Annotated in this window: 13 protein-coding genes and 1 pseudogene; 5 read left to right on the plus strand and 9 right to left on the minus strand. The window is 59.1% G+C overall.

Annotated elements, in window-relative coordinates; translation table 11 throughout:
- Positions 1–25: 25 nt before the first annotated feature.
- The 3 genes from ONZ54_RS04720 to ONZ54_RS04730 all read right to left on the minus strand — a co-directional run bounded on the left by ONZ54_RS04720 (position 26) and on the right by ONZ54_RS04730 (position 2,421).
- On the minus strand, positions 26–661 hold the full coding sequence (locus tag ONZ54_RS04720; protein ID WP_271787598.1) for an SDR family oxidoreductase: 636 nt from the start codon (positions 659–661) through the stop codon (positions 26–28).
- A gap of 135 nt (positions 662–796) precedes the next feature.
- On the minus strand, positions 797–1,651 hold the full coding sequence (locus tag ONZ54_RS04725; protein WP_021140633.1) for a DnaA ATPase domain-containing protein: 855 nt from the start codon (positions 1,649–1,651) through the stop codon (positions 797–799).
- 71 nt (positions 1,652–1,722) lie between these two features.
- Complete coding sequence (locus tag ONZ54_RS04730) at positions 1,723–2,421, minus strand: DnaT-like ssDNA-binding domain-containing protein (RefSeq protein WP_271787599.1); 699 nt, start codon at positions 2,419–2,421, stop codon at positions 1,723–1,725.
- A 356-nt stretch (positions 2,422–2,777) separates the two neighbouring features.
- On the opposite strand from ONZ54_RS04730, the gene ONZ54_RS04735 reads away from it, so the two are divergent.
- The gene (locus ONZ54_RS04735) at positions 2,778–3,749 is read left to right on the plus strand and encodes a response regulator (RefSeq protein ID WP_271787600.1); all 972 of its coding nucleotides are present in this window, start codon (positions 2,778–2,780) and stop codon (positions 3,747–3,749) included.
- A gap of 75 nt (positions 3,750–3,824) precedes the next feature.
- On the opposite strand, the gene ONZ54_RS04740 is transcribed toward ONZ54_RS04735, so the two are convergent.
- The 3 genes from ONZ54_RS04740 to ONZ54_RS04750 form a co-directional block, all read right to left on the minus strand.
- Positions 3,825–5,222, minus strand: coding sequence for a peptide MFS transporter (locus ONZ54_RS04740; RefSeq protein WP_169047469.1), 1,398 nt, complete (start codon positions 5,220–5,222; stop codon positions 3,825–3,827).
- Positions 5,223–5,435: 213 nt separating this feature from the next.
- A complete protein-coding gene (gene galU, locus ONZ54_RS04745; protein WP_005318075.1) occupies positions 5,436–6,347 on the minus strand; it encodes a UTP--glucose-1-phosphate uridylyltransferase GalU in 912 nt (303 codons plus the stop codon).
- 94 nt (positions 6,348–6,441) lie between these two features.
- Positions 6,442–6,762: a ComEA family DNA-binding protein gene (locus tag ONZ54_RS04750; protein ID WP_021140625.1), complete on the minus strand. Its 321-nt coding sequence runs from the start codon at positions 6,760–6,762 to the stop codon at positions 6,442–6,444.
- Positions 6,763–6,928: 166 nt separating this feature from the next.
- Between ONZ54_RS04750 and cysQ the strand changes: the two genes are divergently transcribed.
- Positions 6,929–7,699, plus strand: a complete 771-nt coding sequence (cysQ, locus tag ONZ54_RS04755) for a 3'(2'),5'-bisphosphate nucleotidase CysQ (protein WP_125602467.1) — start codon at positions 6,929–6,931, stop codon at positions 7,697–7,699.
- 81 nt (positions 7,700–7,780) lie between these two features.
- Here the strand turns inward: cysQ and ONZ54_RS04760 are convergent, their stop codons facing one another.
- The 3 genes from ONZ54_RS04760 to ONZ54_RS04770 all read right to left on the minus strand — a co-directional run bounded on the left by ONZ54_RS04760 (position 7,781) and on the right by ONZ54_RS04770 (position 10,276).
- Positions 7,781–8,077: a YciI family protein gene (locus tag ONZ54_RS04760; RefSeq protein WP_005318066.1), complete on the minus strand. Its 297-nt coding sequence runs from the start codon at positions 8,075–8,077 to the stop codon at positions 7,781–7,783.
- A 26-nt stretch (positions 8,078–8,103) separates the two neighbouring features.
- A complete protein-coding gene (locus ONZ54_RS04765) occupies positions 8,104–8,655 on the minus strand; it encodes a septation protein A (RefSeq protein ID WP_005318063.1) in 552 nt (183 codons plus the stop codon).
- A gap of 85 nt (positions 8,656–8,740) precedes the next feature.
- A complete protein-coding gene (locus ONZ54_RS04770; RefSeq protein WP_271787601.1) occupies positions 8,741–10,276 on the minus strand; it encodes a pyridoxal-dependent decarboxylase in 1,536 nt (511 codons plus the stop codon).
- Positions 10,277–10,500: 224 nt separating this feature from the next.
- On the opposite strand from ONZ54_RS04770, the gene trhA reads away from it, so the two are divergent.
- The 3 genes and pseudogenes from trhA to ONZ54_RS23335 all read left to right on the plus strand — a co-directional run.
- The gene (trhA, locus tag ONZ54_RS04775; RefSeq protein WP_021140622.1) at positions 10,501–11,136 is read left to right on the plus strand and encodes a PAQR family membrane homeostasis protein TrhA; all 636 of its coding nucleotides are present in this window, start codon (positions 10,501–10,503) and stop codon (positions 11,134–11,136) included.
- 117 nt (positions 11,137–11,253) lie between these two features.
- On the plus strand, positions 11,254–12,915 hold the full coding sequence (locus ONZ54_RS04780) for a putative transporter (RefSeq protein ID WP_058395958.1): 1,662 nt from the start codon (positions 11,254–11,256) through the stop codon (positions 12,913–12,915).
- 226 nt (positions 12,916–13,141) lie between these two features.
- Positions 13,142–17,752 (plus strand): annotated as a pseudogene (locus tag ONZ54_RS23335) (retention module-containing protein); the annotation flags it as partial.
- Positions 17,753–17,766: the final 14 nt, after the last annotated feature.

Raw genomic sequence — 17,766 nt, forward strand, 5'->3', positions numbered from 1 at the left:
CGTTTTTTTTAATTGGCTGGCAGGATTAACCGCGTTGCAGTGTGGGGTCACTGATGGCGTAGATATTCCCTTGTGTCGTCTCGTCGGCAAGCAGGCGCAATCCCTGTGCGGCCACATCCTGGCGTCGTACCAGGCCGTGTATCTCTTTCCCCTGACTCAGTTCCGCCTGTCCGGTGGCGTCACCGTCCTGCAAGCCCGCCGGGCGCAATATGGTCCAGCTAAGTGTGCTGCTTTGCAGCCAGCTCTCGGCCAGACTCTTCAAGCGCACCTCATGACCGAAGGCAGCCCGCGCCCGCTCTGGCAGGTATTGCCAGCTGTCGCCGCAACCGAGCGAGGTGACCATCAGCAGGCGTGTCAGCCCGGCTTGTTCCATCTCGTCGATCACATGGCGATTACCCAAATAGTCGACGGGTTCCGGTTGGCGGAAACTGCCGAGGGTCGAGACCACTCCGGCTTTGTGGCCAGCCAGCCTGCAAGCTTGCGCCACGGCCTCCTGGTCGAGGGCGTCACCCTCAACGACCTCGACCCCCAATGTACGCAGCTCTGCGGCCATCTCCGGGTTACGGACCAGGGCCACGACCCTGTGGCCCTGGCTCAAGGCACAATGGGTGAAGGCGCGGCCCAACCCGCGGCTGGCTCCGAAGATAAGTGTGGTTGGCATGGTTCTGCTCCCTTTGGCGAAAGGGTTAGCCTAGAGGGTTGGCATTGCTCTGTAAATGAGAGTTGTTTTTATTTGGTGGCGGGTAAGCAGGGAGGCACTGCGAGCCCGGCCAGCTGGCACGGGCTCGCGTGGAGATCAGCCGTTGTAGTGGCCTATGTTGGGGCGACGACTGGGGCCGCTCAGTTGGATATCCACCGGGTTGAACGCCTTGATTGCCTCGAAGCTGAAATCACCAATGGCCTGATGCAGGCTCTGGGGGCTGTGGTTGGTGATGATGATGACGCTTTTGGAGAGGTTGCGCCGGCGACGTAGCAGGTGGCCGAGGAAGCTGGACTGACTCTCCGCCATCTTGGCACGATTGGCGGACACCTCGTCGATGATCAGCAGGTCGACCTCTTCCAGAGCGCGGCGGTACTGATTGCGCTCCTCCTGATCCTGGATCACGTTGAAGAAGAGGCGATCCACTATGGAGGCCCACTGCTGAAAGATCACCGATTTCTGGTGCAGGGCGATCAGTTCATGGGCCACGGCGCCTGCCAGGGTCGATTTGCCGGTGCCATAGTCGCCATAGATGAGCATGCAGCCGCCACCGCTCTTCTCCCAGTGCTCGAAACCGCTGATGAAGTAGCGGGCCGTCTCCATGGGGTACTGCAGCGCCGGATCGGTGGCATCCATCTTCTCGAATACCCAGTCCGGGTTGAGATCCGCCTGGGCGATGAGCTTCTGGATCCGCTCCTGGCGAGCCGCCTTCTGCAGTTCGCGTACCTCGGCGTTGGCCTTGGCGTCGTACTCCTTGCGCAGGGTTTCGTAGTCGTACTGGCTGCCACCGGTCTGGGCCTGCAGACGGCGAATGCGCTCAAGCAGGCCGCCCACGTGCTGGCTCAGCTCGGTGTCGTGCACACGATGATCCTGTTTGGCTTTGGCGATCTTCCGGCGTTTGGCTTCAATCTCTTCCAGCTCCTGGCGCAGGGGATCTTGCGGGTCAGTCATGGAATGCTCCTTCTGCTGGGTCAGGGATGGGTTTGCAAGGGGTTGATTTTGCCTGCAGGCAGGGGCCGCTATCAATCATTATCCGGCTCCTGCAGTGGCGCCTGTTCCTGGGTCTGCACTTGGGCCAGCCGTTTGGCCTCTTCTATCATCTGCTGTGCCCGCTTGCTCGGTCCTGCCTCTGCCGGGGCTGACGTGACCTGCTGGTAGCCTTTCGCTTCCATGGGTTGGCGACGGACGTAGCGGCGGGTCTTGAGAGCACGAATGAACTTGAGCATCCATTGATGCTGGGAGTCGAACACCTCGGGGCGGCCCAGCCAGTAGGCGATGAACTCCCCCAGATCATCTTCGTTGTAGCTGGCATCGATCACCCCGCACAGGCGGGCGAGGGCGGGCAGCTCTTCATCCGGTCGCCATTGCAGGTGCATCTGGAAGGGGCGCTCCGGCAGCGGGCTGCGCACCTTCTGGGTCAGCAGCGGCAGCTGGAACGTACACTGATGGTAGTGCTCACTGTCAGCCTGCGCCTCGACTTGCAGCAGGCCGGCCTCCATCAACTCGTCGAACAGCTCGGTCAGCTGGCGGGCGTTGACCTGAAAACAGAAGCCGCTGGGATCGCTTGGATCAACCACTGCCAATGAGCGCCCAAGCTCGGGATAGTTGAGACGGGCCAGCTGATTTTCCAGCACCAGTCTGCGCAGCTGCAAGGTATAGAGGCTGCGAGCCGGATGGGACAACCTGGGATGGGCGAGGGCGCTGTATTCGGCTGGTGTCATGATGTTCTTCAGGGGCTGGCGTGGGAGGCATTATCCCCCATGGCGGGGTCTCATACAATTCGCGCCGAGCGCAGAAGTGGTCAGGTCGGGATTTTTCAGCATTCCCCGCTGACGTTACTGTGGGAATAATAGCGGGACGAAAAGGCTTCATGTGAATTCTTTTTTGCGCGAAAACCGTCAAGCCGGAAAATCCGGGCCTGCGCTCATCGATTGGAATTACCCACCTTTTATCAGATAGTTGGTCATCGAACCTGTAGGAAAATGCCGTTGTTCAAGCATCATGTTGGTCAGGCCAGCCAGTTATGGTCTAGGCTTGAGGCTAAAATAACTGATTGACTAATAAGAGCTTTATCAAGATGTCAAAAGCCGGATTACGGATCTTGGTGGTGGAGGATGAAGCCGTTTTTCGCCACTCTCTGGTAACTTATCTCGAGCATGACGGGGCGTGCGTATTTCAGGCCGAAGACGGGATTGAAGGCCTCTCTGCCGCCGCGATTTATCACCCCGATGTGGTGCTGTGCGATCTGAACATGCCCAACATGGATGGGCATGAGGTCATCGCCTGTCTCTCTGCCCGCTATCCCCATATTCCCGTCATCGTCATCTCGGCCCAGAGCAAGATGGAGGCGGTCGAGCGTGCTCTGCGCGCCGGTGCCCGTGATTATCTCATCAAGCCGGTATCTGACTACGGTTTGGTGCGCCACAGCATAGAGCAGTGTTTGACGGCCAACTATGGTCATGGGCAGCAGCTGGAACTGATGGATCACATCGACTTCTTTCGTGATCACGACAAAGCCGCCACTCGCTTGCTGGCTTGGCTGAGGCCGCCATCACTGCAGGAGTGGGGTCCCTGGCAAGTCACCTTCAAAGGGATGGGCAACCTGTTTATCCCGGATACCTTCAAGGTGGATGACAAGCTGCTGGTACTGGTGATGGAGCTGCCGATCCTCGGGGTGGATGCGGCTTTCTGCGGCGCCCTGGTGCGTTCTCTGATGAATGCCCCCTATCGCCAGTTCCAGCACAAGGAGAGCCTGCTGCTGACCCAGCCACACCGGTTGCTCGACTACCTCAATCTGCAACTTATCGAGTCCGGTCTGCGTCACTCCTTTGCCATGGCGGCTCTGCTGTTTGATCAGGAGGACGGGCTGGTATTTGCCAATGCCGGGCTGACCTCACCACACTGGCTGATGCGAGCTGGCGGTTTGCCGCTCGGTCTGATGCGCAGCAGCCACTACGCACTGCACAAGCGCAGCTGGCACGACCCCTTTGATCTGCAGTTTCACAACGATAGCGGCAGTGCTCTCCATATGCAGGTACGCCATCACTGATGGCTGGTTTGTGGCAGACATAGACAAACGGGGCGCCCAGTGGGCGCCCCGTTTGTCTTTTACAATCCTGACCGGTTAGACGGTGGCGGACTGCAGTTTCTTGTCGTGCTCTTCGGGCTCTTTGGCCGGACCTTCGGCGCCGTGCATCCAGTAGACCAGGCGGTTGGCCATGGTCAACAGGATCAGGGCACTGATCACGGCCGCGATGGCAATGCCGCCGAAGATGGCGATGGGACCGGATTCACCGACGAAGGAGCCAACGAAGCCGGCGATATAGTTGGCCAGGGCAACGAAGCCGAACCAGGCACCCATCATCAGGGAGGCCAGGCGCAGCGGGGCCAGCTTGGTCACCATGGAGAGACCGATTGGGGAGAGGCAGAGCTCACCCAGGGTGTGGAACAGATAGGCGCCGACCAGCCAGAACATGGAGGTCTTGACGCTCTGATCGCCACCCTGCTCCAGCACGGCACCGATCATGAACAGGAAGCCCACGGCCAGGAACAGCAGGCCCATGGCGAACTTCACCGGTGAGTTCGGCTCTTTGTTGCCGAGCTTGATCCAGATGGCTGCGACTATGGGGGCCAGCGTGATGATGAAGAAGGGGTTCAAGGACTGGAACCAGGCGGTCGGCACTTCGAAGCTGCCGATCATGCGGTTGGTATATTCCTGTGCGTACAGGTTCATCAGACCACCGGCCTGCTCGAAGCCTGCCCAGAAGATGATGGTGAACAGACCCAGCACCAGGATCACCTTGATGCGATCCACTTCCTGTTTGGTCAGCGGCGCCTTCTGCTCTTTGGAACGTTGCTGGGCTGCGCGCTGGGCGGCCGGTACACGACCTATGTCCCCGAGGAAGCGTTGCGCCATGGTGGCCTGCACTACCAGAGAGAGCAGCATGCCGATACCGGCGCTGACGAAGGCTGCTTGCCAGCCATAGGCAGTGGCAGCGGCGCCACAAATAACGCCTGCCAGCAGGGAACCCAGGTTGATGCCCATGTAGAAGATGGTAAAGGCGCCGTCACGACGGTGGTCACCTTCCTTGTAAAGGTCACCCACCATGGTGGAGATGTTCGGCTTGAACAGACCGTTACCCAGGATCAGCAAGCCGAGACCCGCGTAAAAGACGCTGTTGACCATCTCCGGGAACATGGCATGCGGCAGGGCCAGAGTGAACTGACCCGCTGCCATGAAGATGGCACCGATCAGGATGGCGCGGCGTTGGCCGAGGAAAGTATCTGCCAGCCAGCCACCTATGATGGGAGTGATATAAACCAGACCGGTATAGATGCCGTAGAGCTTGAGGGCATCGGCCTGAGTCCAGCCCATACCGCCGTTGGCAGTCATGTCTGTCAGATAGAGAACGAGTACGGCCCGCATGCCGTAATAGGAGAATCTCTCCCACAGTTCGGTACTAAAGAGCAAAAAAAGCCCTTTAGGGTGACCTAAAAAGGTCCCTTTGGACGGATTATTCATTGGAACTTCCACCTGTGTCTTATATTTTTTTAGGAGTTTTATGCAAGGGCTAGGAACAAGCCTTAATCCTTATAGAACAAGCGTGATTAAATTACAATATTATGATTTAGCGATATTTTATCTATCAATGGTTGAATAATTGTTTATAAAATGAAAAAGGGCATCGAACGATGCCCAGTTATTTATTCTGTAGATAGGTTAAATATTCAGCGTTTACAACTGTTTGACAAACTGCTTCAGCCAGGCGGTGAATTCACCGTTCAGTTCCGGATGGCGTACCGCGTATTCCACGTTGGCTTTCATGAAACCCATCTTGCTGCCGCAGTCGTGGCTGCGTCCTTTCATGAAGTAGGCGTTGACCTGCTCATGTTCCATCAGCATGGCGATGGCGTCGGTCAGCTGGATCTCGTCACCTGCACCGACAGGGGTGCGCTCCAGCAGTGGCCAGATGTTGGCTGACAGCACGTAGCGGCCGACCACGGCCAGATTGGAAGGCGCTTCGTCACGGGGCGGCTTCTCGACGATGGCCTGCATCGGCAGGGACATGCCCTCGGTCAGGGCTTCGCCCTTGATGTCGGCGATACCGTACTTGTCCACTTCGCTGTCGGGAACCGCTTCCACCATGATCTGGCTGATCTGATCCCCTTCGAACATGTGTACCATTTCGGCCAGGTTATCGCGCTTGAGGTTGCTGGCCATGTCATCGATCAGCACGTCCGGCAGCAGCACGGCGAAGGGGTTGTCGCCGATCAGCGGACGGGCACACAAGATGGCATGACCCAGACCTTTGGCCTCGCCCTGGCGCACATGCATGATGGTGACATCTTTGGGGCAGATGTGTTGCACCTCCTCCAGCAGCTGCCGCTTGACCCGCTTCTCCAGGGTGGCTTCCAGTTCGAAGCTCTTGTCGAAGTGGTTCTCGATGGAGTTCTTGCTCGAGTGGGTCACCAGGATGATCTCCTTGATGCCGGCAGCGATGGCTTCACGCACCACATACTGGATCAGCGGTTTGTCGACCACGGGCAGCATCTCTTTGGGGATGGCCTTGGTGGCAGGCAGCATACGGGTGCCCAAACCGGCAACGGGAAGAACGGCCTTGCGTACAACGAGCTGTGTCTTTTTCATGGAGAGAGTCCAGAGATACAAAGTGGCCCCATGATACCCGAAGAAAAATAGGGCAGCCACAGGCTGCCCTCATGATGGAAGAGGTCCAAACCGGCTATTTGACGATGATCATGTCCCGATTTGCTTCCAGGGTTGCCGGCCCTATGCCGCTGACATCCGCCAGTTGTTCAACCGTGGTGAACTTGCCCTGCTTCTCACGAAAATCGACGATGGCCTGCGCCTTCTTCTCCCCGATCCCCTTGAGGGCAGTTAACTCATTGATACTGGCCGTATTCAGGTTCACCTTACCACTCTCCTTGGCGGTGGTGACCGTGGTGGCTGGCTTGGCAGCCGGCTTGTCGGCGGCCAGCAAAGGCTGGCTCAACAGGGGCAGGCAGCTCAGCAGCAGGGTGGCGGTCAGGGTCTTGTAGTTCATTGCTTCATGTCCTTATGTTGCGTCGAATGACTATTGAGAATTAGCCGAGTCGCGCCACTTTTTGTCTGTCAGAAGTGACAGGTAATAACTCAGCTAAATCAGCTATAAGCCATGCCAATCCAAAATAGGTACACTGTGTTAACCATTTGACCAGGATGTCTTTTCTATGTTTTTCCCTGCAATTTCCGAGCTGGAGCCCATCGCCCGTGCTGCCGGTGACATCATCATGGCCATCTACAGCCAGCCCTTTACGGTGGAGTACAAGGGGGACGAAAGCCCGCTGACCGCCGCCGACAAGGGGGCGCATGAGGTGATAGTGCAGGCGTTGGCAGGGCTTACCCCCGATATTCCCGTGCTCTCGGAGGAGTCCGGCCCAGAGGTGATGGGGTTGCGCCATGGCTGGTCCCGTTACTGGCTGGTGGATCCGCTGGACGGCACCAAGGAGTTTGTCTCCCGCAACGGCGAGTTCACCGTCAATATCGCGCTGATCGAGGATGGCAAGCCGCTGTGGGGTCTGGTCTATGCCCCCGTGCTGGACCGGCTTTGGTATGGCGGCAAGGGGATGGGAGCCTGGCGTGTGGCCGATGGCAAACGTGAAGCCATCCAGACCTTGCCTCATCAGGAAGGGTCGCCATGGCGGGTGGTGGGCAGTCGTAACCACCTGTCCCGGGAGACCCTCGATTACCTGGCGCGCTTTGGTGACATAGAGCGGGGCGAGATTGAGCTGGTTTCCATGGGCAGCTCTCTCAAGTTCTGCATCATTGCCGAAGGGGGGGCCGAGCTCTATCCACGCCTCGCACCTACTTGCGAGTGGGATACGGCAGCGGCGCAGGCCGTGCTGGAAGGGGCCGGGGGCAGCGTGACCCGACTCGATGGATCACCCCTTGCCTACAACAAGCCAGATATTCTCAACCCCTGGTTTGTCGCGCGGGCCTGAGCGACCTTTAAACAAGGGCAGCACAGATGTGAAAAGGCCGGATAGTGTCCGGCCTTTTGCATTTTCGCCCACCACCTGAGCTCAAAACACCTTTTTGTAGGGCTTGATGGTGACCTTGGCATAGACACCGGCTGCCACATAGGGATCGTCATCTGCCCAGGCCTTGGCATCGGCTTGGCTGGCAAATTCAGCGATGACGGTACTGCCGGAGAAACCCGCATCGGCCGGATCGTCGGCATCTATGGTCGGGTTGGGACCTGCAGTCAGCAGTCGTCCCTCATCCTGCAGCGCCTGCAGGCGGGCCAGGTGGGCAGGACGGACCTGTTTGCGCAGGGGCAGGCTGTTGGGAACATCCTCGGAGTAGATGAGATACCACATGAGACAATCCTTCTTCTTGATGGCAATTATTTTTTCAGTTCGCCTTTCTGCTCGGCCGGCAGGTGGCGGTAAAGGTAGACACCGCTCAGCAGCGTAAACACCAGCGTCATGCCGAGCAAACCGAACACTTTGAAATTGACCCACATCTCTTGCGGCAGGTTGAAGGCCACATAGAGGTTGAGCAGGCCGCAGACGGTAAAGAAGCCAACCCAGGCAAGATTGACTCTATCCCAGATGGCATCGGGGGCTTGCAGCTCCTTGGCCAGCATCTGCTTGATGAGGTTTTTGCCAAAGCCGTAGCGGCTGATGAGCAGGCCCAGTGCGAACAAGATGTTGATGACGGTGACTTTCCACTTGATGAAGGCGTCGTCATGGAAGAAGACGGTGAGGCCGCCGAAGAAGCCGACCAAGAGGAAGGTAAAGAGCTGCATCTTCTCGACTTTGCGGTAACGCACCCAGCTATAGATGAGTTGCAGACCGGTCACGACGACAAGAGCGCCGGTAGCCGTGTAGATGTCGTAGAACTTGTAGACCGCGAAGAAAACGATAAGTGGAATAAATTCAATAAATTGCTTCATGTCTGGCTCATAGCCCTCAAAAATAGACCTCAAAATTTTGTCCAGTCTACCTGCAAGGTAGACAACGGCAAATGAATAAGACCGCTCATTTGGCGTCCAGTTCCTTGCCGCTTGCCTGGCCGAATAACTGCCGGGCAATGTCGGCGCCGAGGCGTTGTTGGTCTGCCAGCAGCTCGCGAATATGGCGTTCCTCAATCAGCGGATTGAGCAATACGGCGCGCAGCAGGGTGAGCGGCTGGGCACCATAGCGGACTACCGCTCGCTGGGTGCGGGAGACAAAGCTGTGCCCCTCGGCCCGCTGGGCTTTTTGCAGGGCGACGTTGAACTGGTTGATCTGGTCGTTGGCCGCCTCATCGAGCGCTTTGCCCTGTAGATGGGGCGGAATGCAGCGGTAGGAGAGCAGGTTCATCACCGGGGCCGACATCAGCTCGAAGGCGGGATCCTTGTTGATGAGATCCGCCATCAATCTGGCTCTGTCGTAGTTGGCCTCGATAAGCCGGGCGTAACCCTGCTGGCCAAACAGCTGGAAGGCCGCGTCCAGATAGAGGGCATTGGCGGGACGGGTGCCTTCCAGGGTAAAGCGGCCCTGATCAAAGGAGCTGGCACGGATGGCGTAGGGTGCTTCTCGCTTGACTGTCATCATGAGATCCGGCTGGCGGCAGAGCAGCATGCCGGTACCGAGCGGTACCAGCAGTTGCTTGTGACCATCCAGGGTCACTGTATCGGCCAGTTCAATTCCTGCAAGCAGCCCCTGATAGCGGGGGGAGAACAGGGTCGGGCCGCCCCAGGCGGCATCCACGTGGAAGTGGATCTGCTCGCGGGCCGCAATGGCCGCCAGCTCGGGCAGGGGATCGATGGAGCCAAAATCGGTACTGCCGGCTACCCCGACCAGCGCCAGCACCTTGAGTTTCTGCTCCTTGCACTGGATGAGTGCCAGCTCCAGCTCGGCCATGTCGAGCCGGTTCTGGTCGTCGGTCGCGAGCCGCCAGAGACTGTGCGCACCCAGCCCCAGCAGATCCATCCCCTTGTCGAAGGAGTAGTGCATCAGCCGGGATCCCAGGATCACTGCGCCGCGATAGCCCTGCTCGTAGAGGGCGAACAGATTGTCACCGCAGGCGCGGTTGCGGGCCAGCCAGAGGGCGGTGACGTTGGCGATGGTGCCGCCGCTGGTCATGACGCCGAGGGCGGCATCCTTGGCATGCATCTGCTCGCTATAAAAAGCATCATCGGCGCGATAGATGAGACGGTGCAGCTTGGCCAGCACCTCTCGCTCCAGAAAGCTGAGCAGGCGGGAGGACTCCATTTTCATCGGATTCTGGTTGAGCATCACCAGCAGGCGCGACAACTCGGCGGTGAAGGCGGGCAGTGGCGCCGTCATGTGCCCCATGTAGCGTGGGGAGGTTAGATGGGAGGCCCCTGGCACCAGGGTTGCCAGTCGCGCCAGATAGTCATCCATCGAGATGCCGACAGTGGGCATCCGGGATTTATCGAGCTGGTGGGTGAAGTGATCGTGCTGGTAGGGGGCCTGACTGTCATCCGAGTGATGGAAGGTCTCCAGCAGGGCCGTCATGGCCTGACCGAAGGCCGGATCCGGTAGTGCAAACAGTTCAGTCAACTTCATCAGGTTCTCCAGACCAGGTTGCCAGGGTATCACCGGGAGGTGAGCAACCGTGGCAGCGACAGCGACGTGGGCATCGGCCGCAGAGCATACACCAAAGGTAAACGGGTGACAGCCATGAGCGCATCATGGGGATGAGCCCAATCAGATGAGGTTTCATTTAAGCTAACACTTGTACTCTGAAATGACGACGGCTAGAGTGAGCCCAGTTTGGGCAGGAGTATGTTATGAGCAGTGTGACGGATTATTCTCCCCGCGAGGAGTTGGCCAATCGCCTCAGCCACGGCTTGGGGCTGGTGTTCGGGATCCTGGGCTTGATCCTGCTGTTGAACAAGGGTTGGGGGCAGGGCACCCAGGCGCTTATCAGCTATAGCCTCTATGGCGGCAGCCTGGTGTTGCTCTATCTTGCCTCGACCCTCTATCACAGCATGGCGGAGGGAAGTGCCAGACGTTGGTGCAAGGTGTTTGATCACTGCGCCATTTATCTGCTGATCGCTGGCACTTATACCCCTTTCCTGCTGGTGGCGCTCGATACCCCGCTGGCGCAGGGGCTGATGGTGGTGATCTGGGGACTTGCACTGGCGGGGGTGGTGTTCAAGCTGTTTTTCATCCACCGATTCGAAAAATTGTCGCTGTTTACCTACCTGATGCTGGGCTGGTTGTCGCTGGTGGTCATCTATCAGCTTTACCTCCATCTGGAGGGCGAGGGCTTGTTGCTGCTCGGGCTCGGTGGTCTCATCTACAGCCTGGGGGTCATCTTCTACGTGGCCAAGCGCATTCCTTACAACCACGCCATCTGGCATCTGTTCGTGCTGGGTGGCAGTGTTTGTCACTTTATGGCCATTTATGGTTACATCGCTTGACTAGCCCTTAATTGGTATTTTTGCCGCTAAGAAGGATAAAATCGTGCGGTATCACACAGTTGGCGTCAGCGTTTGCTGACAAGCTAGGGACAGTTCAATTCAGAAAGGATGCACACGATGAGTGATATCGCGCTTTCCATCAGCATGTTGTCGCTGGTGGCGGTGCTGGGGCTCTGGCTGGGAAACTGGCGGGTCTATGGCGTTGGCTTGGGAATAGGAGGTGTGCTGTTCGGTGGCATCATAGTGGGCCACTTCGCGGGAGTGTCGGATCTGGCGCTCGATGAGCAAACCCTGCACTTCATTCAGGAGTTCGGTCTCATCCTGTTTGTCTACACCATCGGCATCCAGGTCGGTCCCGGCTTCTTCTCCTCCCTGCGCAGCTCCGGCCTCAAGCTGAACGGATTCGCCGCCTTGCTGGTGATCCTTGGCTGTGTGGTCGCGGCAGGGCTGCATCAACTGTTCGATGTACCCTTGCCAGTGATCCTCGGGGTCTTCTCCGGTGCCGTGACCAACACTCCCTCCCTCGGTGCGGGTCAGCAGATCCTGGCCGAACTGGGAGCCGATCCCGGCTCGACCGGCTTGATGGGTATGGGCTATGCCGTTGCCTATCCGTTCGGCATCTGCGGCATCTTGCTGACCATGTGGCTGGTGCGCCTGTTTTTTCGCATCAAAATCGACGAAGAAGCCGACCTGTTCGAACAACATGCAGGCAAGACCAAGGAGAGTCTGCAGACCATCAATATTGCGGTGCGCAACCCCAATATGCATGGCCTGATGCTCTGCGAGATCCCGAGTCTCGACGAGTCTGATGTGATCTGTTCCCGCCTCAAACGCGGTGAGGAACTGATGGTACCTCGGTCGGATTCACGCATCGAGCTAGGTGATTTGCTGCACCTGGTGGGTGAACGCCACGCACTGCACAAGGTGTTGCTGGTGTTGGGGGAGGAGGTGGAGACCTCGCTCTCGACTCGCGGCACCGATCTGCGGGTAGAGCGGGTGGTGGTCACCAACGAGCAGGTACTTGGCAAGAAGATCCGCGATCTCGACATCAAGCAGAAATACGACGTTGTCATCTCGCGCCTCAACCGGGCCGGTATCGAGCTGGTACCGACCAGTCAGACCAGCCTGCAGTTTGGTGACATCCTCAACCTGGTGGGTCGACTCGACGCCATAGAGGCGGTAACCAATGTGGTGGGCAACGTGCAGCAGAAGCTGCAGCAGGTGCAGATGCTGCCGGTGTTCATCGGCATCGGCCTTGGCGTGCTGCTCGGCTCCATCCCCTTCTATCTGCCTGGGTTCCCGGCGGCGCTCAAGCTGGGTCTGGCGGGAGGTCCGCTGGTGGTGGCGCTGATCCTGTCGCGGATTGGCAGCATCGGCAAGCTCTACTGGTTTATGCCGCCGAGTGCCAACCTGGCGCTGCGGGAGATTGGCATAGTATTGTTTCTGGCGGTGGTGGGCTTCAAGTCCGGTGCCGGCTTTGTCGATACCCTGATCAACGGTGATGGTCCAGCCTGGATGATGTACGGCATGGCGATCACCCTGATCCCGCTGCTGGTGGTCGGTGTGCTGGCCCGTTTGTATGGCAAGATGAACTACCTCACCCTGTGTGGCTTGCTGGCAGGTTCCATGACGGATCCTCCCGCCCTGGCATTTGCCAACGGTATGCACCCTACCAGTGGTGCCAGTGCCCTGTCATATGCCACCGTCTATCCCCTGGTGATGTTTCTGCGGATCATTTCCCCCCAGTTGCTCGCCATCCTGCTGTGGGCGGGTGTCTGATCATGACCCGGACGGGGGCACAACTATGTGCTCCCATCATCAAAACGCAACACATTGATCATCTTGATTTTATTTTTACCTCCTCCGTCATTGACCCTTCTGTTTAACCGGCCGGTTTAGCCTCAAATCAGTCTATCCATTCGAATTTTCTAACTGGTTTCTGGCGTCATTCACGGGCACATTAGACGGTGGAATATTGCATGCCAATAGAGATTCAGGAGAGAACATGAGCAGCCATAAAATCGCATTGGAACAGGACGTCGTTGTTACCCAGTTGAAAGGCAACATTTACCTGGTCGCCGCAGATGGCAGCCAGAAGCAGCTTGCCGAAGGCGATATTCTGCCCAGGGATGCGGTGCTTATCACTCCTGAGGGCGCCAGTTTCAACGGCGGCAACCAGACTTTCACCCTGAGCCCGACCAACGAGCAGCAGGCTGAGGATGAAACGTCTCAGGCACCTTTGCTGGCCCAGAATCAGGATGTGGCCACTGGCACTCCTGATGAGATATCGGCTTTGCAACAAGCCATTTTGGGCGGGGCCGACCCGACCCAGGCGTTTGAAGCGGCTGCAGCCGGCGGTGCTCCTGCCGCAGGCGGTGGCAACATAGGTGGTGTAGCCGGTGCCAGTGGCAATGGCGGCTTCGTCACCATAGATCGTACCGGCGATGCCACCATAGCGGCGGCGGGATTTGATACCGCCAACCAGACGGATGCCGGTGTGACAGGCGATGCGGTCGCGGGTGAAGATGATCCCTTCGACTTGGTGCCGCCGGTGATCACCGTCTCTGCACCAGACAATACCAATGACACCACCCCGACCTTGACTGGTACCACGGATGCGCCGGCAGGCAGCACTGTGACCCTGCTGGTCACTGATGCCAATGGCAATCAACAGACCCTGACCACAACCGTCAACCCGGACGGAACCTTCAGTGTGGACGTCGTCACTCCGCTGGCAGATGGCTCCTATACGGTCACAGCCAATGTCACCGATCCTGCCGGCAACACAGCCACAGCCACAGATGATGGCAGTGTGGACAGCACGGCTCCCTCTGCTCCCCTGGTGGAAATACAGGATGGTGCGGACAATGTCATTTCCGCCAATGAACGTGAAAATGGCGTGGATGTGATTATCCGTTTGCCAGCCGATGCCAAAGTCGGTGATCGCCTCGATGTGGACTGGAATGGTGATGGTGTGCCTGACTCCAGCTCCATCCTGACTGCCGATGACATTAGCAATACACAGGTTACTCTGACTATTCCCACTACGGATCTGCCGGTCAATGGCCCCGTCATGGTGGATGCCACTCTTACCGATCCAGTGGGCAATACCTCTCCCAAGGGTACTGACAACAGCGTTGTGAATGCCGCGCCTGTGCCAGGGAACGACCAGTTCACCGTGGAAGAGGATGGGACGGTCACCATCAAGGTGCTCGACAACGACACCGACCTGGATGGCGATAGCCTCAGCATCACCGCCATCAATGGCCAGGCCATTGCCGAAGGTGGCTCAGTGGCCATTGGCAATGGTTCCGTCACCCTGACCAACGGTCAGCTGGTCTTTACTCCATCCCCTGATTTCAATGGCAATATTTCGTTCGAATACACAATCACAGATGGTTTGCATAGCTCGACTGGCGGTGTTACCGGTATTGTCACCCCGATCAATGATGCCGCCATTATTGCCGGTGCCGACATTGGTGCCGTGGTGGAAGACGAAAGCACGCCGACGCTGACCGAGACCGGCAACCTGACTGTGACCGACGTGGACGGGGCCGACGAGGCCAAGTTCGTGGCCGGTGCTGGCACCCCGAGCGCCGATGCACTGGGCAGCCTGACCATCACCGAAGGCGGTGAGTGGACTTACAACGTGGCCAACGGCGACGTGCAGTACTTGGGCAAGGGCGAAACCAAGGTCGAGACCTTCGTGGTCAAGAGCCTGGATGGCACCGAGCACACAGTGACCATCACCATCACCGGCGTCAACGATGGCGCGGTGATCAGCGGCAACGACACCGGTGGTGTCACTGAAGACGAGACCAACCCGACCCTGACCGAGACTGGCAGCCTGACCGTGACCGACGTGGACGGGGCCGATGAGGCCAAGTTCATTGCCGGCAACGGTACCCCGAGCGCCAATGCCCTGGGCAGCCTGACCATCACCGAAGGCGGTGAGTGGACTTACAACGTGGCCAACGGCGACGTGCAGTACCTGGGCAAGGGTGAAACCAAGGTCGAGACTTTTGTGGTCAAGAGCCTGGATGGCACCGAGCACACTGTCACCATCACCATTACCGGCGTCAACGATGGCGCGGTGATCAGCGGCAACGACACCGGTGGTGTCACTGAAGACGAGACCACCCCGACCCTGACCGAGACTGGCACTCTGACCGTGACCGATGTGGACGGGGCCGACGAGGCCAAGTTCGTGGCCGGTGCTGGCACCCCGAGTGCCGATGCCCTGGGCAGCCTGACCATCACCGAAGGCGGTGAGTGGACTTACAACGTGGCCAACGGCGACGTGCAGTACCTGGGCAAGGGTGAAACCAAGGTCGAGACCTTCGTGGTCAAGAGCCTGGATGGCACCGAGCACACGGTCACCATCACCATCACCGGCGTCAACGATGGCGCGGTGATCAGCGGTGCTGACACTGGCGCGGTGACCGAAGATGCCAGCCCGGATGTGCTGACTGACAGCGGCGTGCTGACCGTGACCGACGTGGACGGGGCCGACGAGGCCAAGTTCGTGGCCGGCAACGGCACCCCGAGTGCCGATGCCTTGGGCAGCCTGACCATCACCGAAGGTGGTGCCTGGACGTACAACGTGGCCAACGGCGACGTGCAGTACCTGGGCAAGGGTGAAACCAAGGTCGAGACCTTCGTGGTCAAGAGCCTGGATGGCACCGAGCACACGGTCACCATCACCATCACCGGCGTCAATGATGGCGCGGTGATCAGCGGTGCTGACACTGGCGCGGTGACCGAAGATGCCAGCCCGGATGTGCTGACTGACAGCGGCGTGCTGACCGTGACCGACGTGGACGGCGCCGACGAGGCCAAGTTCGTGGCCGGTGCTGGCACCCCGAGTGTCGGCGCGCTGGGCAGCCTGACCATCACCGAAGGCGGTGCCTGGACTTACAACGTGGCCAACGGCGACGTGCAGTACCTGGGCAAGGGTGAAACCAAGGTCGAGACCTTCGTGGTCAAGAGCCTGGATGGCACCGAGCACACGGTCACCATCACCATCACCGGCGTCAACGATGGCGCGGTGATCAGCGGTGCTGACACTGGCGCGGTGACCGAAGATGCCAGCCCGGATGTGCTGACTGACAGCGGCGTGCTGACCGTGACCGACGTGGACGGGGCCGACGAGGCCAAGTTCGTGGCCGGCAACGGCACCCCGAGTGCCGATGCCTTGGGCAGCCTGACCATCACCGAAGGCGGTGAGTGGACTTACAACGTGGCCAACGGCGACGTGCAGTACCTGGGCAAGGGCGAAACCAAGGTTGAGACCTTCGTGGTCAAGAGCCTGGATGGCACCGAGCACACGGTCACCATCACCATCACCGGCGTGAACGATGGCGCCGTGATCAGCGGCAATGACACCGGCGGCGTGCTGGAAGATGAAAGCACCCCGACCCTGACCGAGACTGGCAGCCTGACTGTGACCGACGTGGACGGGGCTGACGAGGCCAAGTTTGTGGCCGGTGCTGGCACCCCGAGTGCCGATGCCCTGGGCAGCCTGACCATCACCGAAGGCGGTGCCTGGACTTACAACGTGGCCAACGGCGACGTGCAGCACCTGGGCAAGGGCGAAACCAAGGTCGAGACCTTCGTGGTCAAGAGCCTGGACGGCACCGAGCACACGGTCACCATCACCATCACCGGCGTCAACGATGGCGCGGTGATCAGCGGTGCTGACACTGGCGCGGTGACCGAAGATGCCAGCCCGGATGTGCTGACTGACAGCGGCGTGCTGACCGTGACCGACGTGGACGGGGCTGACGAGGCCAAGTTTGTGGCCGGTGCTGGCACCCCGAGTGCCGATGCCCTGGGCAGCCTGACCATCACCGAAGGCGGTGAGTGGACTTACAACGTGGCCAACGGCGACGTGCAGTACCTGGGCAAGGGTGAAACCAAGGTCGAGACCTTCGTGGTCAAGAGCCTGGATGGCACCGAGCACACGGTCACCATCACCATCACCGGCGTCAACGATGGCGCCGTGATCAGCGGCAATGACACCGGCGGCGTGCTGGAAGATGAAAGCACCCCGACCCTGACCGAGACTGGCAGCCTGACTGTGACCGACGTGGACGGCGCCGATGAGGCCAAGTTTATTGCCGGCAGCGGCGTGGCCAGCAATGGCGCACTGGGCAGCCTGACCATCACCGAAGGCGGTGAGTGGACTTACAACGTGGCCAACGGCGACGTGCAGTACCTGGGCAAGGGCGAAACCAAGGTTGAGACCTTCGTGGTCAAGAGCCTGGATGGCACTGAGCACACCGTCACCATCACCATCACTGGCGTCAACGATGGCGCGGTGATCAGCGGCAATGACACCGGCGGCGTCACTGAAGACGAAAGCACCCCGACGCTGACCGAGACTGGCAGCCTGACCGTGACCGACGTGGACGGGGCTGACGAAGCCAAGTTCGTGGCCGGCAACGGCGTGGCCAGCAATGGTGCGCTGGGCAACCTGTCCATCGCCGAAAACGGCACCTGGAGCTACAACGTCGACAACAGCAAGGTGCAGTACCTGGGCCTGGGTGAAACCCGTGTCGAGAACTTCACCGTGCAGTCGGTGGACGGCACCACGCACACCGTGACCATCACCATCACCGGCGTCAATGA

It is taken from the genome of Aeromonas salmonicida (genome assembly GCF_028355655.1).
GTDB lineage: Bacteria > Pseudomonadota > Gammaproteobacteria > Enterobacterales > Aeromonadaceae > Aeromonas > Aeromonas salmonicida.